Annotated in this window: 20 protein-coding genes, 1 tRNA gene, 2 pseudogenes and 1 other annotated feature; of the genes and pseudogenes, 2 read left to right on the forward strand and 21 right to left on the reverse strand. The window is 26.8% G+C overall.

Annotated elements, in window-relative coordinates:
- Positions 1-10 precede the first annotated feature (10 nt).
- The 20 genes and pseudogenes from CSGHG_RS10505 to CSGHG_RS10615 form a co-directional block, all read right to left on the reverse strand.
- Positions 11-1,018 carry a proline racemase gene (locus CSGHG_RS10505; protein WP_010294854.1) on the reverse strand — a complete coding sequence of 336 codons (1,008 nt, stop codon included), beginning with the start codon at positions 1,016-1,018 and terminating at the stop codon, positions 11-13.
- A gap of 2 nt (positions 1,019-1,020) precedes the next feature.
- Positions 1,021-2,319: pseudogene (gene prdD / locus CSGHG_RS24200) on the reverse strand (proline reductase cluster protein PrdD).
- 133 nt (positions 2,320-2,452) lie between these two features.
- Complete coding sequence (gene prdB / locus CSGHG_RS22700; RefSeq protein ID WP_081496300.1) at positions 2,453-3,178, reverse strand: D-proline reductase (dithiol) protein PrdB; 726 nt, start codon at positions 3,176-3,178, stop codon at positions 2,453-2,455.
- Positions 3,171-3,437, reverse strand: coding sequence for a CBO2463/CBO2479 domain-containing protein (locus CSGHG_RS10530; protein ID WP_341473510.1), 267 nt, complete (start codon positions 3,435-3,437; stop codon positions 3,171-3,173). Before CSGHG_RS10530 ends, prdB begins: the two co-directional genes overlap by 8 nt.
- A gap of 97 nt (positions 3,438-3,534) precedes the next feature.
- Positions 3,535-5,646 (reverse strand): D-proline reductase (dithiol) proprotein PrdA, encoded by a 2,112-nt coding sequence (prdA, locus tag CSGHG_RS10535; RefSeq protein WP_010294870.1) that lies wholly within the window; start codon positions 5,644-5,646, stop codon positions 3,535-3,537.
- Positions 5,647-5,658: 12 nt separating this feature from the next.
- The gene (gene prdC / locus CSGHG_RS10540; protein WP_010294873.1) at positions 5,659-6,957 is read right to left on the reverse strand and encodes a proline reductase-associated electron transfer protein PrdC; all 1,299 of its coding nucleotides are present in this window, start codon (positions 6,955-6,957) and stop codon (positions 5,659-5,661) included.
- A gap of 347 nt (positions 6,958-7,304) precedes the next feature.
- Positions 7,305-9,080, reverse strand: coding sequence for a sigma-54-dependent Fis family transcriptional regulator (locus CSGHG_RS10545; RefSeq protein WP_010294875.1), 1,776 nt, complete (start codon positions 9,078-9,080; stop codon positions 7,305-7,307).
- A 393-nt stretch (positions 9,081-9,473) separates the two neighbouring features.
- Positions 9,474-9,776 (reverse strand): hypothetical protein, encoded by a 303-nt coding sequence (locus CSGHG_RS10550; protein WP_010294876.1) that lies wholly within the window; start codon positions 9,774-9,776, stop codon positions 9,474-9,476.
- Positions 9,777-9,915: 139 nt separating this feature from the next.
- A tRNA-Glu gene (locus CSGHG_RS10555) sits at positions 9,916-9,990 on the reverse strand.
- A gap of 119 nt (positions 9,991-10,109) precedes the next feature.
- On the reverse strand, positions 10,110-10,685 hold the full coding sequence (locus tag CSGHG_RS10560; RefSeq protein ID WP_010294878.1) for a pentapeptide repeat-containing protein: 576 nt from the start codon (positions 10,683-10,685) through the stop codon (positions 10,110-10,112).
- A 31-nt stretch (positions 10,686-10,716) separates the two neighbouring features.
- Positions 10,717-11,463 (reverse strand): flavodoxin family protein, encoded by a 747-nt coding sequence (locus CSGHG_RS21945; RefSeq protein WP_010294880.1) that lies wholly within the window; start codon positions 11,461-11,463, stop codon positions 10,717-10,719.
- A 119-nt stretch (positions 11,464-11,582) separates the two neighbouring features.
- Positions 11,583-11,933 (reverse strand): hypothetical protein, encoded by a 351-nt coding sequence (locus tag CSGHG_RS10570; protein ID WP_010294882.1) that lies wholly within the window; start codon positions 11,931-11,933, stop codon positions 11,583-11,585.
- Positions 11,934-12,000: 67 nt separating this feature from the next.
- Positions 12,001-12,479: pseudogene (locus tag CSGHG_RS25090) on the reverse strand (GGDEF domain-containing protein).
- Positions 12,480-12,484: 5 nt separating this feature from the next.
- Positions 12,485-13,399: a tetratricopeptide repeat protein gene (locus tag CSGHG_RS10580; RefSeq protein ID WP_010294885.1), complete on the reverse strand. Its 915-nt coding sequence runs from the start codon at positions 13,397-13,399 to the stop codon at positions 12,485-12,487.
- A gap of 145 nt (positions 13,400-13,544) precedes the next feature.
- The gene (locus CSGHG_RS10585; RefSeq protein ID WP_010294886.1) at positions 13,545-13,736 is read right to left on the reverse strand and encodes a hypothetical protein; all 192 of its coding nucleotides are present in this window, start codon (positions 13,734-13,736) and stop codon (positions 13,545-13,547) included.
- Between the two features lies 1 nt (position 13,737).
- Entirely contained in the window at positions 13,738-14,916 is a 1,179-nt protein-coding gene (locus CSGHG_RS10590) for a GGDEF domain-containing phosphodiesterase (protein WP_268869862.1), read from the reverse strand.
- Positions 14,917-15,577: 661 nt separating this feature from the next.
- Positions 15,578-16,378, reverse strand: a complete 801-nt coding sequence (locus tag CSGHG_RS10600; RefSeq protein WP_010294890.1) for a nitroreductase family protein — start codon at positions 16,376-16,378, stop codon at positions 15,578-15,580.
- A gap of 541 nt (positions 16,379-16,919) precedes the next feature.
- On the reverse strand, positions 16,920-17,453 hold the full coding sequence (locus CSGHG_RS10605; protein ID WP_010294893.1) for a phosphatase PAP2 family protein: 534 nt from the start codon (positions 17,451-17,453) through the stop codon (positions 16,920-16,922).
- 110 nt (positions 17,454-17,563) lie between these two features.
- A complete protein-coding gene (locus CSGHG_RS10610; RefSeq protein WP_010294896.1) occupies positions 17,564-18,646 on the reverse strand; it encodes an SH3 domain-containing protein in 1,083 nt (360 codons plus the stop codon).
- Positions 18,628-18,888 (reverse strand): hypothetical protein, encoded by a 261-nt coding sequence (locus tag CSGHG_RS10615; protein WP_010294900.1) that lies wholly within the window; start codon positions 18,886-18,888, stop codon positions 18,628-18,630. The genes CSGHG_RS10610 and CSGHG_RS10615 overlap by 19 nt, the downstream gene beginning before the upstream one ends.
- Positions 18,889-19,129: 241 nt before the next feature.
- Positions 19,130-19,338 (forward strand) — a binding site (T-box leader).
- Positions 19,339-19,496: 158 nt separating this feature from the next.
- Here CSGHG_RS10615 and thrS point away from each other — a divergent pair.
- Positions 19,497-21,434 (forward strand): threonine--tRNA ligase, encoded by a 1,938-nt coding sequence (gene thrS, locus CSGHG_RS10620; protein ID WP_010294902.1) that lies wholly within the window; start codon positions 19,497-19,499, stop codon positions 21,432-21,434.
- Positions 21,435-21,743: 309 nt separating this feature from the next.
- Positions 21,744-23,171, forward strand: a complete 1,428-nt coding sequence (locus CSGHG_RS10625; protein ID WP_010294903.1) for a Sapep family Mn(2+)-dependent dipeptidase — start codon at positions 21,744-21,746, stop codon at positions 23,169-23,171.
- A gap of 111 nt (positions 23,172-23,282) precedes the next feature.
- Here CSGHG_RS10625 and CSGHG_RS10630 read toward each other — a convergent pair whose 3' ends face one another.
- Entirely contained in the window at positions 23,283-24,569 is a 1,287-nt protein-coding gene (locus CSGHG_RS10630; RefSeq protein ID WP_010294905.1) for an L-cysteine desulfidase family protein, read from the reverse strand.
- Between the last annotated feature and the right edge of the window lie 343 nt (positions 24,570-24,912).

A 24,912-nucleotide genomic window follows, 5' to 3' on the forward strand; every position in this document is an offset into this window, starting at 1 on the left:
CTTTTACTTTTTAAGAAAGTTTAAATCCAAACTTAACAGGATCTGTATCATCAATAACAAAATGATTAAATCCAGTTATATACGCACTAGCAGTTATTTCTGGTATTATACCATTAAAATTTTCAATTTTTGTCGTTCCTAATATTTTTCCTCTAAACATAGTTCCTAAAATACTCTCATAAATGAATTCTTCCCCTTCTTTTAATAAACCTTTAGCATGAAGTGCTGCCATCTTTGCACTTGTCCCTGTTCCACAAGGTGATCTGTCTATTTGTCCATCTCCGAATACAACAACATTTTGAAGTGTAGCATTTATATTTTTTGCTGGTCCATATATTTCTACTAAATCTACAGTTTTTATATGTTTTAATGTAGGATGTTCTATTTTTATTGTTTTATTTACTATATCTCTAATTTGAAGACCAATCTTTGAAATTTGAGTAGAATTTTTAGGATCTATCTCAATACCTAAATCAGATGCTTTAACTAAAACAAAAAAACTTCCACCAAAGGATATATCAACTAATATTTTTCCTATCTCTGGTAATTCTATTTTTATATTTTCTTTATATAAAAATGCTGGTACATTTTCAATAGATGTTTCTACAGCTTTTCCATCTTTAACTTTTACAGTTGCTTTTATTAATCCTGCCGGAGCTTCTAATGTTATGTTTGTATATGGTTCCTTAACTTCTACCATACCAGTTTCAACTGCTACTGTAGCAGCACCAATAGAACCATGTCCACACATATTAAGATATCCGCCACCATCCATAAATATAATACCTAAATCAGCCTCTTCTTTAGTTGGCTGAGTTATTATTGAACCAAACATATCTTTATGACCCCTTGGTTCTAACATTATAGCTGTTCTTAAATTATCCATATGTTTTTCTAAGTAAGATTTTTTTTCTGGCATAGTTTTTCCTGGTATTTGTGGTACTCCTCCTACCACTATTCTTGTTGGTTCCCCCATTGTATGTGAATCTATAGCTTGAATAGACTTTACTACTTTCATTTTTATTCCTCCATTTTTCTCATTTTCAATTTCAAAAATGCTAATGCTTTTTTAGCATCTAAAGTTGTAACAGTGTTTTCACCTACAACTTCTGTTTCTATACCCTGTTTACTTTTATTAAAATCAACTATGGTGTCCATATATTTGTTTTTAACTACAAATTGAGCTTGTTTACCTACAAAACTTAATCCCACAACTGGAACTCCCCTTTTTCCTATTTCCTCAATAGTATTTGCAAAGTCTACATGACTATTTCCCCATCCATCTAAAGACAAAATAACACCATCTGCCCTCATAGCTTCTACCCAAGTTGCAGCCCTTTTTCCAACAAATAATTTATCTTTGTTGTTTTGAGGTGTCCCTACTATCATAATTCCTAACAAATCTATATCTTTATCATCTGAAACTAACTCCACCAAAGGATCCTTAAAATGATGCTTTGTTGTTTCCTTTGTAGACGGCCCTATTCCCATCTAAAAATCACCTCCACAATATAGCTTGTATAAGTTTTAAATTTCACCTTAAATATCAGTATATTTTTAGTGCATTGCTCTTAAAGCTCCATCTCTATATTCATTCGGAGTTAATATTATTGGAATGTTCCCCATATCGATTATTGATTTAGCACCTATAGAACTACATGGTTCATTCCCTAGCAAAGCTGTATCATACATAGCCCCTTGTCCTGCAACTTGCTTTATTATAACTACTTTTTTGCCCTCTTTATTTACTTTATCGTAATATTCATGTTTTTCATCACAATATCTGCCATTAATATTTTTAAGTAATTCCCTTATATTTTGAATTACTTTATCACAACATTTATGTATTTCTAAAATTGTTTTTCTTTTACTGGCTTTATCCTTATTTACTACTACATCAAATTGAATAATTATATCATCTATATCAGGAGTGCCTGCCTTATCAAATACAACTTGTTCATTTAAAATCCCCTCTGAACTCCCGAACTCACATATTTGAACACCTTCATCATCTATACCATTTATCATAACAGTTACTCCTGTTATAACATGAGTTATTCCTTCTCCTAACTCTCCTAAAACCTTAGTTGCTATAGGATAAAAGTCCATTATAGAATTTACCAATATATTTCTTTCATTCTTATAAATAATATTTAAATCTATGGATTTTATAATTTCCCTATCAAACTCCATATCTTCCATAATATTTTTTCTTATGTATAAAGTTTTATTGTCTATAAATGTTTTGTCATAAAATTTAACTTCTTCAATATGAAAAGCCTTAATTACAAGTTTTCTTAAATCTTTAAATTTATACATAAATATACCTCATGATTACTTTTATTTTAAAGTAAATATATAAAATTTTAATTTTATAATTTTCTAATATGTTTTTATGTGAGAATTCCGATTTTCTATCACTAAAAAATCGGAATTCTCATAATTTTATCTATTAAACTTTTGCTATATATTCATATGGAAGTGATACTATTTTTCCTGGAGTATCTATTTCAATTAACTTTCTTAAAGTATCTTTTAATATATTTATCTGCATTTCTCTGTTATTTGGTTCACCAGCATTAGCTCCCATTGGAACAAGTGGTGCTACAGCCCTTGGTGTACCAGTTTGTCTTACAACTGGTGGTAATGCAGCTATACAAATCGTAGGAATCCCTGATTCCTCTATCGCTCTCTGTACTAATACAGCTGAACGATGACAAGTTCCTCATCCTGCTGTTAATACTACAGCATCTACCCCTTCTTCTTTTAAGATTTTAGCTATTGCTGGTCCTGTTTCATGAGTAAATTTTTCTTGGTTTCCACCACCACCCATAAAACCTATATGCGTTGGGGCTATTTCTTTTATAAATCCTTCTTCTTTTAACTCCCTTAATCTGTCTATTGGAAACATACAATTTATATCTTTATTTACATCTCCATTATCATATCCACCATGAGACACCATTAAATCTTCTGTTTTAACATCTCCTGGTACTAATCTATAAGTAAAATCTCCTGCTAGATTGAATCTTTTATCACTTTTCAAATGAACTCCAGCAGCAGTTGCAAAAGCTATCTTCATATCTTTTAATTCTTTTGTAACTGGTGTCCATACTGGTGTTGGTGTTATTGGCACAAATATTTCTGATTGTAAATTATTCACAACAGTACTAACCATTTTGTGTTCCATCCTTTCTTTCTCTCTTCATTAAATTGCTTACATATTTATCATTTGGTTCTTCTTTTAAAACTTCTGGAAAACTCATTTTAAATCCTACTTCTTGGCCTAATTTTAGAGGATAATCAGTTATAAGCATTCTCATTGGTATTTTCATATATCCAAGCCTACCTTTTAAATCCATTGCAACACATCCATCATGTATTTCAACTATTATGCCTTGCATTTCTATAATCTTATCATCATACTTCATTTGCACTCCTCTTTTCATAAGGCATATGAAAAGAAATAAGAAACCAAAGATTCAAAGCATATTTGGTCTATTATTTATTTGATTATGCCTAAATAGAATTTAATTACTTTGTTGAATATTTTTCTAATCTTTTTTGACTCATAGGAATAGCTGTTTCATTTTCTACTCTAACTATATTTTTGTTATATGTTTTTTCTATTTCTTCCAAATTATTTTCTTTTACATTTGAATTCCATTTTCTTTCAGCTGCTTTTACATCTTTACCCGCCATAGCTGATTTAACCATTTCTAATGCCCTTATTGCATCTTCTTTACATAAAGTATTGCATCCTAGAACTTCATTTTCAATTCCTGCTTCTGATTTATTATTATCTACCATATACTTCATGTATTTGTTTCCAACAACTAATGCTCCTTGAACTGCGCAGAATGACATTCCCACACATGGAACATCTCTCATTCCAATTTGTTCAATATGAGAAGCAAAATCTATATGATTATTTCCAAATCCTTCCGTTGTAACTATAGCACCATCAACATCCATAGCTTCAACCATCATTCCAAGTCTTTCTGAAACATAGAATTTTTCAGCATTTATTTGTGGCGACCCTACAAATATAACTCCTGCTAAATCTATGTTTTCATCATTCATAGCTTCAATTACTAATGGTTCTCTCCAATAATGTCTTGAACATTCTTTAGATGCAGGCCCTATACAAGTTAAAGCATGTATACCCCCATCTAAAACTTCAAGTGGTGATAGCATAACTGGTACATTACCAAGGTCAACATTAGGTTTTCCCCCTAAAACACCTACTGGCTCTTGAGGTAGTATTAAGTTATCATGCATAGCACCTTGTCCCATTATTTCTTTAACTAAAATAACTTTTTTCTTTCCCGGTCTTCTATATTGAACTAATTCTTCTGTTGAAACAACTAAACTTTCATCTAATTCTTTAAGCGCAGTTCTTATTTCCTGTGTTATAAAATCCGTTGCTTTATGAGCAGCTAATGGACCTGGTCTTTCCATGTTTGTACCTCTCGCTATAACAACCTCTGATTTTATAAATATATCTCCTTTATCTGGAGCACCTGGTCTATTCCACATAATATTTTCATCTAATATACCTTCTGATGATCCAAATTCCCCAATTTGAACTCCATCCTCATCAGTTCCAGTAACCATAACTATTACACCATCAAGTACTCTAGTTACACCTGTACCTACTTTAGAATCACCTTCTTTAGTAGCTATTGGTTGAACATCCATTATAGTTTCAGAGTACGTATGATATTTTTCAGGTGTTATTATATCTATTTTTATAGATTTTACTAACTCACTTTCATTTTGAGCTTGATTACAAATATCTTCTCTTATGTATAATGTTGTTCCTTCTATTTTTGTTTCTTGTCCGAACTCAACTTTTTCTATTTTAAAATGTTTTTTAGTTAAATTTCTAACTTTTTTAGGCTCTAAAACAATTTCCTTTTTAGAAGTTTCTTCTTTTTTTAATGATTTATTCTCAACAGCTCCAGAAACTTTTTTTATTAAATTTTCTTTTTTATCTTCAACTGTCATAGGAAATGAATTTAAAGGTACTTCTATATCTATTCCTTTTCCCTCTTCAATTTTAATTTTTAAAATCCCACCATTTATACAAGATGTTATTCCCTGATTTTCTTTTACAACTTCTTTATATCCTTCTAACAATTCTGCTGTTATAGGAGTTAATGCTACAGTATCTACAGATAATACTTTTCCTAAAACTTCTTTTACTGTTAAAACTCTCTCGCCTAAATTAACAAGTAGTGAATCCTCTAATTCTTCAAAATACATAGGATTTTCTAAATCACTTTCATTTATAATTTCACCACATTTTTTATTTATCTTTAAAACAGCTTTTGAATCTTCATCTATTTTAAATTCTTCTTTTTTAGTCTTATCATTATTACCTTCTAATTCTTTAACACCTTCTAATACATCTTTAGTTAATGGTGTTAATGAATCTATTGTTTTTAAAAGTTTTGCACCAATAACTTCTCCAACTTTTAAACAATCACTTGGAATGTTTAAAAGTCCTGAGTCAACCATGTCTGGGAATATATCTGGATCTTCTAAATTATCTGCTGAAATTATAGTTCCAGCTTCTGTTCTACAACAAACTACAGCAACTTCATTTTTTAAAGCTTCTGCATGCTCTTTAGTCATTGACATAATAAATTCCTCCTAGTCTATTTTTAATCTTCTAGTTAATTTATGATTAACTGTTCTAAATACATGATCTGTATGATGATACACAGCTAATCCTAATTTAGGTGCTGAATTCATAACGGTATTAGAACAATCACTACAATTGGCTATTATTATTCTTTCTGCTCCGTCTTTTTTAAATTTCATTACAACAGCTGCTTGACCTGGGCAATCTCCTGGTGTTTTGCATTTGTTGGCACCTTTTATCTTTACTATATTTTTGCAATCCATTACAGAAACCACATTAGCCTTCATCTTACCTGCAATATCTCTAAGTCTCTCTTCATTAGCTCCACAAGCACATACTAATAAACCTACATTACCTTTATACTCTGGAAACGTCATAGTAACTATTGCTCCACCTGAAGTTTTTGTTACAATTGAATTATTAAGATCTCCTGCTTTTCCTGTATACGGTCCACCTATAACTATTTCTCCATATTCTCCATCAATGCCACCACATTCATCTATTAAAGAACTTATTTTTGTTCCTATTGGCACTTGTAAAAATACTTTTTCTTCTAAATCTTTTAATTTTCCTGCAACTGTAATATCTTTATCTATAACAGGTTTTCTATCTTCCACTGCTCTTTTTATATTTACAAGTGTTTCAGCATTTAAAACCACAACATCAGCCTCCACTGGAAGTTGTGTAGGCTCTAGCCAAACACCTAATACTTCATGTATTAACGCTCTTTCTTCTCCTGCTGGATATATATCCTTAAGCTCTTTAACTTCTATATTTTCTTCATTTTCTATTGCTTTTTTTATTTCTTCAATAGCCTTTTCATTTTTACCTTTGATTCCTATATAAGCTTTTGGTGCTTTTGTAACTTCCATAGCATATTTAATACCTTTAATAACATCCATTGGATTTTCTTGTAAAACTTTTATATTATGCTTTAATAATGGTTCACATTCAACACAGTTAGCTATTATACAGCCATCTGGAATTTCAACATTTAATTTCACATGAGTGGGAAAACCAGCTCCACCTGCACCAACAATTCCAGCTTCAAAAATATATTCTTTAACTGTAGTACACTCCTTTATCGGTACATAGTCATTAGTTTGACTATCATTTTTCAATATTTTTATTTCATTTTCAGTGATTTCTTTTACTTCACCTGAAATACTAGCATGTATCTTAGCACCTAGTCCCTTATTAGGTTCTCCTATGCACTGACCTCTTTTTACTTTTTCTCCAACCTTAACTATTGGCTCACAACTAGCACCTATATGCATTTTTAATGGTATTCTAACTATATTGTCCATTTTTTTACCTCACACATTTCAATATTTTTATGTAAACCTCGTCAATATATGTAGTCATAGTTATATTGAGCAATTTACATGCCAACTTTTATATTATTTGTAAAATTAATAACAAACACCATTAAAATAGCCACTATGAATAAACTAATATTCATAGTAGCTATTTTGTTCTTATTTTAAATATGACATTTTTTTGACAGTTAAAGTTACAATTTTGTTATTTTCTTATAAAGACTCATTGATTTGTCTTTATTTGTTAAATATGACTTATTTCTGACACATGTGTCATTTTTTTGACACTAATGCTATAATTAATAAAATGATATATTTTTGTAAATAATATTTTTTTAATCTATTTGATTTAATTTATAATATAAAGTACTTCTTTTTATTTTAAGCATTTCTGCTGCTTTTACTTTATTCCCATTACATATATTCATAACTTCTTTTATTAAATTACTTTCCAATTGCTTTACTCTCTTTTCCAAATCATACTTATCAATTATCATATTATTTAGTCCCATTATTTGTGATTTATTATACTCTAAAATATAGTTTGGTATATTTTTCGCACTAATTTTTTTATCAGTTGATAACACCACCATCCTTTGAACTACATTTTTTAACTCTCTTATATTTCCTTCCCATTTATAACTAGATAAAATCTCATATATTTCTTCATCCACAGAAATAATATCTATTTTTTCTTTTTGAGATATTTTTTTAATGAATAAATCTATAAAGTTTTTTATATCCCCTCTTCTTTCTCTTAACGGTGGAAGTTCTATTTGAACTATTGCTAATCTATAAAACAAATCACATCTAAAGGATTTTTCTTTTATAGCCTTATCTAAATCTTTGTTAGTAGCTGCTATTATCCTAGTGTTAGTATTAATAAATTTTTCACTTCCTAATCTATTTACAACACCATCTTGTAAAACTCTTAATAATTTACTTTGCATGCCTATAGGCATGTCCCCTATTTCATCCAAAAACAATGTACCATTATTTGCAAATTCAAACATACCCATTTTTCCTTTTTTAGTTGCTCCTGTAAAAGCACCTTCTACATATCCAAAAAGCTCACTTTCCAATAGATTTTCTGGTATGGCACTACAATTTACTGCTACAAATTGGCCATTTCTGCCACTTGCTTCATGTATTGACCTTGCAAAAACTTCTTTTCCAGTACCACTTTCTCCTGTAATCAACACTGAAGCTGATGTCGGAGCTACTTTTTGAGCTAAAGAAATTGCTTCTATTATTTTTTTACTTTTCCCTATTATATTTAAAAATGTATAATTATTAGAAAATTCTTTACTATATGCTTTGCTTAAGGCTTCTACTTGTGCATTTGCATTTTCTAATTTTTCAGATAAATACACAACTTCTGTAATATCTCGGTCTGTAGAAACTACCGCTATCATATCATTCTTTTGATTAAATATAGGTATTACGCTCAATATAACTGATTTTCCAGTCATTGGCTCATGATAGATGTTTTCCAATGGCTTTCCTTCCTTCAAAACTTTAGGTATTATTGGATTGTTAAAATGTTTTTTCACATTTTCACCAACAATATCACAAGCTTTTAACTTATATAATTTTTCTGCACTTTTATTCCAATATATTACCTTTCCATCCACATCACAAATACAGATGGCTTCATGTATATTATTAAGTATATTGTTTTGCAAACTAAACATTTCATCGATCTTTATATAAAAACTATCTCTTAAGTTATTACTAGTAAGAACCCCTATAACCTTTCCTTGTTTAACAACTGGAACTCTACCAATATTTTTTTTAATCATCATATCTCTAACATCTCTTGCAAATTCCTGTGGAGAAACTGTAAAAACATTTCTAGTTCCATGATTTATGATTGAATCTTCAAAAATATTAACTTCAGGATATTTTGAATTAACATTTTCAACTTTAGCTAAATCATTTCTTGTAAAAATCCCCTCCAACCTATCTAATTCATTTATAATTATTACTTCATCTAGATTATTTTTAATCATTGCTTCCGTTGCATATTTCACAGTATCATGACTAAAAACCTTCACAAAATTTTTATTCATAATATCTTCCGCTTTGTATATTAATTCTTCTAAGTTCATAAAATCTTCCTTTTCATACCATTTTTATATTGTTAATTTTTGTACATCTCATAAATTTTTATAATAGCTATTTTATTTGTTATATATAATTATATATATTGTAGATAATGTTATCTACAGTTTCATGATATATTCAAATAAACTATAAGGTTCCAAATTAAATTTTAAGATTATTGAATAAATTTAAATTGGAGCTTACTTCCTTATATGAGTAAAGCTAAACTACTTTATTTCAATAAAATATCTTCTTTTGATTTATTACTTTTTAAACTATAATTTTGGAATTTTTAGGCTTAGCTTTACGCTTATGCTTGCTTATCTATAAAGTTTTAATTAAATAAAAAATACTAAGAATATGTAAATACAATTGTATTCTATATTCTTAGCATACTATTATTTACATTTTTTATTTATACCTTCAAATAAATACTCTAGGTAGGTTGTATCTACACCTTTTTCTTTTAATTTTTCAATTCTACCTTTAGCTCCATCTAATGCTTCTCTACCATCAATATAATCCCTTGCTTTAACACAATTACTTGCATATTCTATTAAATAATCAATTTTTAAAACCATATTAGCAAGATCCTCATCTCCATTATTTACTAACTTTAATAATAAATCGTATACTTTTGGTGAAGTAGTATTTCTTACACTATTTAATAAATCATTATTTTTACTTGTTTTTTTAGGCATTTTAATCTCCTTGTTTAAATTATTTTTTAATTTCATATTTCTCATTTTCTATTATAACAAAAATAAGGTCATGTATACTTTTCGTTCTATACATAACCTTACTTGTGCTAATTAAATATTATAACTTTGAGATATTTAATGGTGACCCATAGGGGAATCGAACCCCTGTTACCACCGTGAGAGGGTGGTGTCTTAACCGCTTGACCAATGAGCCTCAATACAAGTTTAATTATATTCCTAATATTAAAAATCTTCAATATTTTTCTTTAAATTTTCTTATTTCTTATTTCTATAGTTATTTATTCTCTATTTAAATTGTAAATACTAAGATTTTTATTTTATTACTATATCAAAATACTTTAATAACATAGCTGCATCAGGAACTGTAAATATTGCCTTTTTTAAATTATTTACCTGTGGATTTATATCATATTCCTTAGCATATGAAAAATCTGCTTTTGATAAATTACAATCTAAGAAAACAGATTTAGTTAAAGTTGTATATGTAAAATCACACTCTTGTAAACTCACCTCTATAAAATCACATTCTTTAATTATACTTCCCTTAAAAGAAGTCTTTTTTAATGAAAGTCTAGAAAAATTACAACTATTTATTAAACTTTCAGAGAAATTTATATCTAATATAAAATTATCGCATTTAGTAAAGTTTATTCCTGCTATCTTACATCCATCAAATTTCACATTTCTAAATTTTGTATCATCCACATTTATTAACGCTAAATTGCATTCTTTAAATATACAATCTTCAAAAGTTGAAAATGAAAAATCTCCTTGTAAAAAATCACAATTTATAAACTCACATTGTTCAAAACTTTTCCCAACAAGCAATTTATTTTCTTTAATATTCCTAAATTCTTCTCTATAATAATCATTATCTAAAAACTCCATATCACACCTCTTATTAAATACTTTTTTAATATTATAACCTTTTATCTACTACTGGCTTTATATTTTTTACTAATATGTTAAATAGTAAACTTCCTGTAATTTTACCAATTACTCCTACTTTTTTAGTCCTATAATATACTTTATCTATCCACTGTTTTTCTTTCCAATAATTTTTATCAAGTTCAAAAATATTATTAGCTAATGCTCTTTGAACTTGATAAGTTGTTATTTGCTTCATGGTAACTCTGTATGACATCCCATCAGTATTTAAATGTTTTATAAATGGCAAAATTTCTTTTTTTTCAATTTCTTTATCCAAATTTGATATAGTTCGCCCTACTTCACTAACTACATCAACACCCCATTGAACTAAACCTTCATTTAATGATTTAAAAGTATTTTTTAGTCCTGAACCTGCTGTGGTAGCTACTAAAATTACTGGTTTGCCTTCAAGTACTGGTCTATGGAACCACCTACAAGTCCTATCTAAAAATGTTTTTAAAATTCCACTCATATTATTGATATAAACTGGTGTTCCTATAATAATTCCATCACATTCCTGTAACTTTGTCATTAAAAATTCCATATCGTCATCTATATTACATTTATTTTTATAAATACAATATTCACATCCATGACATGATGAAATTTTATAATCTTTTAAATTTATAACTTCAATATTGTATCCATAATTTAATAATACTTTTTTAATATTTTGTAGGACAATAAAAGTATTCTTTTTTCTATAACTAGAATTTATTATTAATATTTTTTTCAATAAAATCACCGCCCAATATTAACTACATATATTATATAATTATACAATAGAGCTAAAAAAATCACTATTAGCATTTATAATATATAGCGTAATAGTGATTTACCTATGTTCTTATTAAATTATTTCTTTGTTAATTGAATTTTTATAGCACTTGATTGTGGTGGAATTGACTTAGTCATAGCTGGGCTTAACTCAACATATACAGTATCACCTTTATCAAAGACAATTTTATTTAGTTCTTTTTTACATGGTTTTAATATTTTTGTGTCTTCACTTACTATAACTACTACAGTCTCCTTATAAACCTCACAACCCTTTAAATATCCTTCAACTAATAGCCTTGTATAATTTCCTTCTTGTTTAACTTCCTGTACTTCACCTATTAAAATAGTCTCAGGAATTTTCCCACTTGCTGGAATAGTTATTAATAACATCATCATAGTAAATAATAAAATTCTTTTTATTTTCATTTTTTATCCTCCTATAAATCCTTTATTAATAACTTTTGTTTTTTATAAAAAAATTATACTATTATAATTATTTTTCATATACAACTACATTTTTCCCACTGTTTTTTCCTTTATATAATAATTTATCAGCTAATAATATTGTATCTGTTACACTTTTTTTTCCATCATATTTAGCAGCACCTATAGTAACTGTTATCTCAACATTTTCTTTCCAGTTATATTCTTCTATTTCTTTTCTTATTTTTTCTAATGGACTTATATCCATTAAACTTTTCTTTTCTACTATTATTAAAAATTCTTCCCCACCATATCTCACTAAAATATCTTTTTTATTTAATATTTTTTTATAACCTTTACCAATTCAATTAATATATAGTCACCAAATAAATGCCCATAAGAATCGTTTATTTTTTTATAATCATCTATGTCTAAAATAGCTATAATACATTGTTTTTTATTTTCATCATAAGTACTTACTATATTATTAAAATATTCTCTATTATAAGCTCCTGTTAAAGGATCTTTATTTATCTTTTCTTTTAAAATTAAATTTACCTTTTCCCTTTTTTATTTCTACTATATAGTACAGATATTAATAATGTGAGTATTAGTATTATTGTAGTTAATATAAAAAATATTAACCCTACCTTTAAATTATATATAAATTTTTTATTATTATTTATTTCTCTATATTTATCCTTATGAATTTTTTCTATAATTTCAATTACAATACCATTTTCATTATCATTACTATTTTCATCTAAAAGTTCACCATTACGACGCCAATAAAGCTCTTGTTCTCTTTCTCCTTTAATTTCATATATTTTTATAAGTCTATTTACTATATCTTTTGACATTTTAAAAACACATTTTTCTTTCAAGTTATTATAAGCCTTATAATAATAATTTAATGCATTGTCATAATCATTTTTATTATAATATAAATTTCCATAAGCGTTATTTATTTTTCCTACCTCAATCAAATCTACAGAGTCATGAAGACTACTTTCTATAAGTTTTAAGTTTTTCTCTGCTTCATCAAATTTTTCTAATTCTATTTGAGAATATACTAAATTTAGCAGTAGTTGATTTCTAAAATCAACGCCATATTCATTTTTTAATTCTAAATATTTATCATAAGCTTTTGTAAAGTATTTTTCAGCTTCTTGAAAATTTTTATTATAATAATTATAAAAGGCTAAACTTGTATATATGTCATACCTATCTATTTTATTTTTATTTTCCTTTTCTAATTTTTGTCCTATATCATAATACTCTTTTGCATGTTCCGGCGCGTTTAATTGTTGTATTAATGTAGCCATAAGATAATTTATAGCTATTCTATCTTCTTTATATTTTTCCCTCTTATCTTTTAGTTGTATTTTATTTAATACTTCCAAAGATTCATAAGCATAATAACTGGACATCTTAAACTCTTCTTTTGATGAAGTCATATTAGCTGCCATACCATATAAATCTACTAATTCCTCATAATATTTTTCTTGTATTAAATAATATTTTGCAATATCAACATACTTTAATGCATCATCATAATTTAATTCTAATCTATTTAAATAAACAAGACTAAAATAAATTTTTGCCTGAAGCTTATCATTTTTTGTGTAGATTTTTATTTAACATTTCCTCACAATAATCAATCATTTTAACAAGATCATAATTGTTTGTTTTTCCAATTTGATTAATAAAATCTTCTACATTTTCCATAGCTATTACATTGTTTTGTTTTAAAAACATGCCTAAAAGAAAACTTATGCAGAAAACTTTTAACCTTCGAAATTTCATACTATCTCCTCATATAGTTTCTTATCCACTGTATATATTCATCTTCTTTTAATGGTTTTGAAAAATAATATCCTTGTATCAAATTAAATCCTAAATCCTTAAATAATTTATATTGATATTCAGTTTCTACCCCTTCAATTACTGTATCTGTTTTTAAAAGTTTTGCCATAAATATTACAGACTCCAATACTTTTAATTGACGGTCACTATATATTATATCTATAAAATCCTTAGGAATTTTCAATTCATTAAATGGAACCTGTGCTATTCTATTTAATGATGAATATTCTGTTCCAAAATCATCTATTGAAATTTTAAACCCTAATTTTCTTAATTCAGTAATATTATCTAATACTAATTTATTATGATTCAAGTCTATATTCTCTAATATTTCTATTATTATTTTTTCTTTTTTTACACCAGTCTCTATTATGATATCATTTACTATATTAACAATGTCCTCTTCTTGCAACGTTTTTACTGAAAAATTTACAGAACAAGTATTATATATATTTAATCCTTCTAATTTTTTTTCAAATTCACAAGCTTTTTTCAAAATACATAGATCTACTTTGTGTATTTTACCACTTTCTTCAGCTAATTTTATAAATATATTAGGAAATATTAATCCTTTATCCCTATGATTCCACCTAGCTAAAGCTTCAAATCCTTTAACATTTTCTGTTGTAGCACAAATTTTGGGCTGAAATACAACTGCAATTTCATCATTTTCTATAGCATCATCTAAGTCTTTTTCTAAATCTTTAATATTAGAATACTTTTCCTTCAATTCTTGTGAATATTCTACAGGATTATTTAACTTATTTTCCTTACCATAGTACATGGCCAATTCGCTATTATTTATAATAGTCTCAAAATCTTCATCTTCATTTATTGCATATCCTACATTTAATTCAAAAATCAACTCAATTTTTTCATCATTACAACAAACACTTTTATTCAAACATAATTCATCTAATACATTTTTTATATAATTACTCTCTGTCGTATCAATAGCATATAAAAATTTATCACTATTATACCTACAATACGCTTTTTTTACATTTTCATATGTATTTAATTTTTTTAATGAATTAGCAACCTGTATTAAAATCTCATTTCCTACTCCATGTCCGTAAACATCATTTATATCTTTTAATTTTTTACATTTATAAAAAATATAGTATAAGGCTTATTCCATGAAAAAATTATTTTTTCAAAAACATTAAAATTATATATATTAGTTAAATTGTCTTTTTTATAAATTAAATCTAACTCCTTAGAAAGTAATTTGTTTTTTTTCTTATATGAACATTTCTTGAAATGAATAAAAAAATTATAATAGTACTAACGTATATATTTAGATTTAGATATTTTGTATAAAACTTACTTAAAATAAGATATATTATTGAAAATAACGCAAACCTTACAGTTGAAAGTATTATTAAAAGCTTATTATTTTTATATGTATTCTTTTTAATTATTTTATTTTCATGGTAACAATATAAATATATTATAGAAATTAATATTCCATAAGATACATATTTAATTGTTTTTATGTGAAAAGTTTTTAAAGTTACATTAGAATCCCCACATATATTATATAAATTTAAATATGTTAAACTCCTAGTTAAAAACATAATGAAAAGCAAAGTAATTATTTTAATATACTTCTTTTGATTTCTCACATCTACTTACTCCCTCATTTTTTAAACTTCTTAATACTTTATATTTCGCCATTTTTATTCCATTACTTTATACGATTCACACAATTTTAAAATTCTGCTATAACTAAAAAATAAGCTGCCATTTTATACGGCAACTTGTATATATTTTATTTATTATATTTTAAAATTTATCACGGCTATAATATCTTCACATTCTGACAATATAATTTTAGGTTTTATTTTATTAAACCCTAAAGAAACCATAATATGAAAAATAGCTGTTCCTATATCTATTCTTTTTCCCTTTATAAGTTTTTTAGATTTTACAATATCTCTATCCCTTCTAATCTTTATACCATTTTCTAATATCTCAAATCTCCAAGGTTGTCTATTTAATAATGATGGTGCTAATCTTGCTGCATTTATTGCATCAAGAACTTGTTTTGATTTTATTTCACTTAATTTTTTATTTATTATTAAAGTTTCTAGAGAATTTCTTTCTCTTTTACTTGTATTTTCTTTCTTATTTTCATATCCAAATAAAATTATTGAATATATATTTTCATTCTTTTTTACACTACATCTTTCAATTACACTAGTTCTTTTAAAATTACCACTAATCCAGCAAGTTCCTAAACCTTTTGAGGTACAATTCAAAATTATATATTCACCTAAATATCCTACATAATCTTCTATAAATTTTTTATGTTTATCTCCTAATAATATAAAATATCCATTACAATTTTTGATTTTTCCATATGCACCAATTATATCGTTACAAATATCTCTATTTTGGTTTTTTTCAAAAACTACTTCTACCTTTACTCCACAATTTAAACTATTTATATAATTTTTTAAATATAAAACAAATCTTTCATCATTATAATCTAATTTTAAATCTTCATAAATTCTTATAGACTTTCTATTATAAATAGCATTATTAAATTTTTCATAATCCATATCTAAATCTATCATATCTTCACCTCCCCAACATGCTTTAATAATGTTATTACTCTATAATGTATATATTAAAACTTCTTATTAAATAAGAAAAAATGTAATTTATTTACTAATCTTATAAATACCTATTTAAATTATTCCTTTTATTATATATTATTTATTATTTTTAAATTTGTTCTTATATAGGGTTCAAAGTTAAGTTTTAAAGTTATTCATTTATCAAATGAGAAAACTCAAATTAGTATTTTTTCAATAACTAACAGATTATTTTAGTTAAGAGTGAATAGTTAATAGTTATGGTTATTACTACTCACTTCGTTTCTAGTAATTCTCAACGTATCTTCTTAAAAATTTGCAAAGTAAATTATGTTGATAGATTTTTTAAAATCATTTTCAGAAAGTGGTTGCCACTTTCATCCTAAACTTTTAATTCATAATTCATAACTAACTATATTTATACTTATTTCTATCAAGTTGAACCTTTTGATTTTAAAGTGAATTTTAAATTTTTATATTATAAAAAGCCACTGATTATTATTTAGCCAGTGACTTTAAATTAATATATTAAAATATTTTTATAAGTTATAAGAACTATAACTGCACTCAAAACCCCAATTATCATTCCAACAAAAACATCTGTTGGATAATGTACATATAGATAAATTCTTGAAAACCCTATCATAAAAGCTAATAAAAGTGATGCTAGCTTTAAATATGGGAATGTTATAAAAAGTACAGTTGCTATAGCAAAAGATGATGATGTATGTCCTGACGGAAAAGAGTATGACTTAGGTATTGTAACTAAAGGATTTTCTCTGGGGTATCTAATTATAGGTCTCACTCTCTCAACTATATTTTTTATTATACCTTCTGTTAATAAAACACTTAAAGCTAAAGACATTAAACACAGCACACCTAAATTTCTATATTGGGGTTTAAATATTAATAGTGCTGATATTATAATCCAAATTAAACCACCATCTCCTAGATGAGTAATAAACGGCATAACTCTATCTAAAACAGGATTTTTTAATTTATAATAAATAAAATCTATTATATTTTTATCTATAGAGTGTATTTTTTCTCTCATTTTTATCTCCTAACGTTTTTCAAATTTTTACTAATTAATCCTATTGTTTTAATATGAATTATATCAAAATTTTTTTATTTTTCTATAAATCAAAGTTTTTATCAGCTATTTTATATAAAAATCTTTGATGCTATTAAAGCATCAATATAATTTTGTCCTGAAGTTGTATATGCTATACTCATCGGAGTTAACGTTACACCATTAGCTTTAATATATTTTAAATCTCCAGTTTTTGTTTTGCATATAGACGATAAATAAAATCCTACAGTGTCATGGATAATATAATATTCTTCATTATATTTTCCTAAATAAATCATTACATGTCCTTTCATATATAGTATACTTCCTGGATGTAGCCAATCTAGAAAGTTTTTCTTCTGGTATACTTTCAAACCATTCATTTTTTTTACAATACCTAAATTCTCATCTGATTGATTAGAAGTGTTTCTCGGTATATATATCCCCATAGTCTTTAACACATCTAATACTAAACTTGAGCAATCTCTTGAAAAAAAGTCTCCTCCCCAACCATATCTTTCACCTAAAAATTTAAAACTTTGTTTTATTATATTTTCCTCAGTGTAATGTAGAAATCCAACTTTTACATCAGCACATATAGGTATTAGTGTTTTTACAAATTCTAATTTTCCGTTTTTCTCATTTCTTACAGGTAAATAAATTACATAGCTCGCTAGAACATCCATATCATCAACTTCATTTGGTATACAGTTTCTTTCCACAAGCCTTAATTTGACACCCATATCTATGGGAATTAACGATGTTCTTTTATCTATTGGATTATAATTTGTATAAATTCTTCTACCTGTTACAATTAAAAAATCTTCAGATTTTGTATATTCTTCTATATCATTTTTATTCCCAATCGCTAAATATTTTTTTCTAACCCAACCTTTACAATTATAACTTTCAATAAAATACCATTCTTTATCATAACTTTCATGAAACACCAAAACAGGTTCACATATATTTATTGCTGACTCCATTAACCTATCTATAACATATTCTTCTTTATTATCAAAAAATTTATCATCTGTAGGATATGATTTTATAACAGTTCTATAAGTTATAATTCCATATTTAACAACTGGATTATACGGTATTTTATCAATAGCTAAATTTGTTTGTAATTTTTTTATATCCTCTTCATTTAATTTTAAACCATTTCTATACATTTCTTTTTTATAGGAACACTTATAGATAAAATTAAATCTACTACTTCATTTTTAGCATATTGAATCTTAAAGTCAAATATATCTTTTATATGATTAGATGATATACTTTTGTTATTAAAACTTTCAATTTTATCATAACATCCTATTATTCTAGATGATGTTTCACTATGCCTTATCCAAAATTCAGGATTTAACATTTCATGGGTTATTTCCGGAATAGTTGAATTAAAATGTTTTTCCATAAAAAATCCCCCCTTCTTATATTTTTCTACTTTACTGTACACCTACAATATATTATATTTTTATACATTACTGGTTATACTTATAAAACAAATACTTATTAAATCTCTTTACTTAGTAACCTATTAGGATATATAATAATAATATATAAATAGTATAATATTATATTGTTTATATATTTCTAACATATTTTTTCTTTATTAATATTGACATAATATTTTTTAATGTTATAATATTAAAAAGTTTAATACTATGACGAGGACAGTAGACTATCGATACATTTTCAGAGAAAGAGTACATTAGCTGAAAGTATTCTTAAATGGAATTTAGTTGAAAACCACCTCTGAGTGACTCTAATACAGTCCGGTAGACTCCGTTACAAGTCTAGTAATAAAGTGGTCTATTTTTATAGGCAAATTGGGTGGAACCACGGGTTTATACTCGTCCCTTTCTTTTTTAAGAAAGGGATGAGTTTTTTTATTTTAAATTAATAAACTACAAATAAATTTTAAGTTTATTTTTACATAATATCAAAATGAAAAATCATTTTACTACTTAACAAAATAAATCATTATTTTGTATCATTAATTGAATTAGGAGGAGTTTTAGTATGATAAAAATTAGTTTAAAAGATGGATCTATAAAAGAATTTGAAAATGAATTATCTGTTTTAGATATAGCTAAAAACATTTCAGAAGGATTAGCAAGGGTTGCTTGTGCAGCAACTGTTAATGGCGAAGTAGTTGATTTACGTCATATAGTTGATAAAGATTGTGAACTTAATATATTAACTTTCGATTCTCAAGAAGGTAAGGATGCATTTAGACATACAGCTTCTCATATATTAGCTCAAGCTGTAAAGAAATTAAATCCTTCTGCAAAACTTGCAATAGGACCTTCTATAGATAATGGTTTCTATTATGATTTTGATGTAGAAAAACCATTTACTTTTGAAGATTTAGAAAAAATTGAAGCTGAAATGAAAAAAATCGTTAAAGAAAACTTACAAATTGAAAGATTTGAACTTCCAAGAGACGAAGCTATAAAGCTAATGGAGGAATCTGGAGAAATTTATAAAGTAGAATTAATTAAAGACCTTCCTGAAAACGAGGTTATATCATTCTACAAACAAGGTGATTTTGTTGATTTATGTGCAGGACCACACCTTCTATCAACAAAGCCAGTTAAAGCATTTAAACTTACTAAAATTGCAGGAGCTTACTGGAGAGGTGATGAAAAAAATAAAATGCTTTCTCGTATATACGGAACTGCATTTACTAAAAAATCAGACTTAGATGCACACATTGAAGCACTTGAAGAGGCTAAAAAAAGAGATCACAATAAACTTGGTAGAGAATTAGAACTATTTACAACTTCTGAACCGGTTGGCCAAGGTCTTCCTATTTTATTACCAAAAGGATCTAGAGTTGTACAATTACTTCAAAGATTTGTTGAAGACGAAGAACAAAAAAGAGGTTATTTATTAACAAAAACTCCTTTAATGGCGAAAAGTGATTTATATAAAATTTCTGGACATTGGGATCATTACAAAGATGGTATGTTTGTTTTAGGTGATGAAGAAAAAGATGATGAAGTATTTGCTCTTCGTCCTATGACTTGCCCATTCCAATTCATGGCTTATAAAGCTAAAAAGAGAAGTTATAGAGACTTACCTTTAAGATACAACGAAACTTCTACTTTATTTAGAAATGAGTCATCTGGAGAAATGCATGGTCTTATCCGTGTAAGACAATTCACAATTTCTGAAGGACATTTAGCTGTAAGACCTGACCAATTAGAAGATGAATTCAGAGGAGTTGTTGATTTAATTAACTATATGTTAGATACTTTAGGAATTAGAGAAGATATAACTTATAGATTCTCTAAATGGGATCCAAACAATAAAGCTAAATATATAGATAAACCAAAAGAATGGGAAGAAACTCAAGATAAGATGAGACAAATCCTTGATAATCTTCAATTAGATTATACTGAAGCTGAGGGTGAAGCAGCATTCTATGGTCCTAAACTAGACCTTCAAATAAAAAATGTTCATGGAAAAGAAGATACTATAATAACTGTCCAAATTGATTTCTCATTAGCTGAAAGATTTGGAATGACTTATATAGATAAAGATGGTAAAGAAAAACATCCTTACATTATTCACAGAACTTCTATTGGATGTTATGAAAGAACATTAGCTATGCTTATAGAAAAATATGCTGGAGCATTCCCAACTTGGCTTGCACCAATTCAAGTTAAAGTTCTTCCTATATCAGAGAAATATCATGATTATGCTGAAGAAGTTACTAAAGAACTTGAAAGAAATGGATTAAGAGTTGAAACTGATTATAGAGCTGAAAAAATAGGATATAAAATTAGAGAAGCTCGTAATGAAAGAGTTCCATATATTCTAGTTGTAGGTGAAAAAGAAGCTGAAAATAAAGAGGTAGCCATCAGAAGTAGAAAAAATGGTGATGAAGGTGCTATAGCATTAAAATCATTTATTGAAAGAATTACTGTAGAAGTAGAAAATAAAGAAAAGTAACTATTAAAGCAACACTTAGCAGTGTTGCTTTTTTCTACATTAAATTACAATATAATATTGTAATTTAATCAAAACAGTTAATAAGATTTAAATTTAATTAACTTTTTCTAAACTTTTTTAAATTTAGTTTAAATTTTTGTTTCATTTTAAAGTATACAGTAGATAAATCATCTTTTTAAGAGGTTCTTTTAAATATTCTATTGTAATGGCACTTTGCAGAATTGCCTGTTTATTGTAGTAAATTTAAAATAGTGATAAAATTTATCATATACAAATTGAGAAAAAATAAATATATTTTGGGAGGCGCTTATGAATAATATTGAAATACAAAACATAAATAAATTTTTACAAGATAATAAAGAAAATATAATTAATGATATAAGAGATCTAGTTGCTATACCTAGTGTTTCTGAGAATTTACCAAAAGTTAAAGAATGTTTAAAAACAATTATATGTAAAGCTGAGAAAATGGGTTTTAAAGCATATACAGTTTTAGATGATTCAATCGGTATTGTTGAAATGGGTGAAGGAACTGAAACTATAGGAATATTAACTCATATAGATGTAGTTCCTGCTGATGATTTAGACAAATGGAATAGTAATCCATTTGAAATGATTGAAAAAGATGGAGTTTTATATGGTCGAGGAGTTTTAGACGATAAAGGTTGTATAGTTTCTTCATTATATGCTATGGATGCTATAAGAAAACTCAACTTACCTATTAACAAGAAAGTTCAACTTATAATAGGTACTCAAGAAGAAGTTGAGTGGATTGATATGAATGAATATGTAGAAAAGTATCCTTTACCAGATTACGGATTTACTCCTGATGGACAATTTCCTATTTGTAATAAAGAAAAAGGATATGCTGATGTAGCATTTAAATTCACATCTTCCACTGGTTGTACTGGAGATTTTGAAATTATAAAACTTCAAAGTGGTAATGCTACTAACTCTGTTCCAGGAATGGCCACTGCAATATTAAAAGGTGATTTAAATAATTTTAAAGACTCACTAAATAAATATTTAGCTTTAAATAAAGATGCTAAAATAACATTTTCTGAGGATGGATCGGTTATAAAAGTTGTTGCTGAAGGTGTTTCAGGTCACTCTGCATTTCCACATTTAAGTGTAAATCCTATAGTTATGTTAGGTAAATTCCTTAATACATTAAGTATTGTATCTAATTCTCAAGGAAATGCAATTAAATTTATAGCTGAAAATTGCTATGATTATTTTGGAAAAGGCTTAGGAGTTTATAGCGAAAGCGAGTATTTAGATGGAGAATATATGCATAGAAATGTAATATCTCCAACGGTAGTTAAAGAAGATGATTCTCATTGTACAGTTATTTTAAATATGAGACCTGTATATGGTACAACACTTGAAGGATTAAAAGAAGTCTTTACTAAAATATCAAATGATACTAAATCTACATTTGAAGTATTAGATTTCTTAGCTCCTATATTTGTTAGCAAAGAAAAACCTTTCCTTCAAATAATGGAAAACACTTATAATGAATTAAGTGGTCTAAAAAATGATTTTACACTTGGACATGGAACTTCTTATGCAAAGGCTATGCCTAACACTGTTGCATGGGGACCAGTTTTCTATGATGAAGATGAATGTTGTCATGTGGCTAATGAATTTATATCACTTGAAAAGTTATTTAAAGCCACTGAAATATATTCTGTAGCATTAGGTAGAATGCTTGAAGAAACTAAACCATTAATATAAAGAAACAAGCATAAATATTAACTTATCGATGTACAATTAATTATAAATCAATAAATCTTTTAAATTCATATATAATTTTTATAAATAAAAAAGGGCATTAAGCCCTTTTTATTATTTACAAATCATTATATCTAAAATTACGTTATCACAATTTGTCATTCCACTATTAGCTAATGTAGCTAAGTTTCTTATTGATTGATCTGCCTCTTTACTTACTATTCCATCTTTATCAGAAATTTCGATACCATGTGTAGCAAGTATAGCTGATTTTACTGAAGAACCAACTGCTGTTGATAATTTTAATGCACAACCTGGTTTTGCTCCATCACAAATCATTCCAGATACATCACCTATCATATTTTTAATTGTGTAACATACGTTTTCTAATTTTCCACCCATCATATATGTCATAGCTGCACTAGCTCCAATTGAAGCTGCTACACCACATCCACAAAGTGCTGAAAGTCTTCCTAAATGACTTTTTATGTAATAAGTTATTAAGTGACTTATAGCTAATCCTCTTGCTAAAGTTTCATCACTAGCATTTATTTTTTTACTAACAGCTACTACTGGTAATATTGCTGTTAATCCTTGATTTCCACTTCCTGCACTACTCATAACTGGTAATGGACATCCAGACATTCTAGCATCTGATCCTGCTGCTGTGAATGCCATTGTAAATGACATTATATCATCACTTAATATTCCTTCTTCAATTTGACCCATTAAAGTCTTTCCTATTTTAAGACCATATTCATGCTTTAGTCCTTCTTCTGCAACTTTACTATTCATAGCTGCTCCATCTAGTAAGAATTTTATATCTTCAAATGGAACTGTTGTAGCATACTCATAAATTTTAGCTACTGAAAAAGTTAGTTTTTTCTTGTCTTCTTTTCCATCTTCTTTTGGAGCTTCTAGTGTTTCTTCATTTGAATAAACTATTTCTCCATTAACTTGTATTAAAGTTATATTTGTATGTTTATATTTTATAACAACCTTAGCTGTTTCTTCTCCACTTGTACAAATTGCTTCAATGTATAATTTTTCTGTTCTATCTGCTTTTTTTACAGAAACCTTACCATCTTGAACCATTTGTTTTGCTTTTGATACATCTTCTTGTGTACAATCTCTTAAAACCTCTAATTTTAAATCTGCATTACCAGCAACTGCCCCTAAAGCTGCTGCAATATCTATTCCATTTGCCCCTGTTCCTGGAATTCCAACTGACATTGCGTTTTTAATTATATTTGTACTTAAATATAATTCTATTTTTTCTACATCCTTTTTTAAACAACTTGCTGCTTTTGCTGTTGCAATAGCTATTGCTATTGGTTCTGTACATCCTAAAGCTGGTACAACTTCAATTTTTAATAATTCTGTTATTTCATTATAATTCATATTTTTTCCCCCTACATTATGTAGATTTTATTTTTCGAAAATTTATTATATTTTTAAATTTTTGATTTATTCCAATATAATAAATTTTCCATTAAAATTTTGTTCGCTAATCTGATATTCTTTACAAACTTATTTAATCAAAAAAACAAAATAAATACAAGTGAAATTCAGGTATTTTATACAAGATATATTAGCATTAGAATTCATTTTTCGTCATTTTTCTCACTCAATCTTAGGTATATTTACTTTTTTCTAACTTTTTTAACTTGATTATATTTTAGTAATTAACACAAAATTATAATTTAAAACATTATATATAATATTTAGCTTGTATTTTTTTAGC

Source organism: Clostridium senegalense JC122 (assembly GCF_000285575.1).
Lineage (GTDB): Bacteria > Bacillota > Clostridia > Clostridiales > Clostridiaceae > Clostridium_J > Clostridium_J senegalense.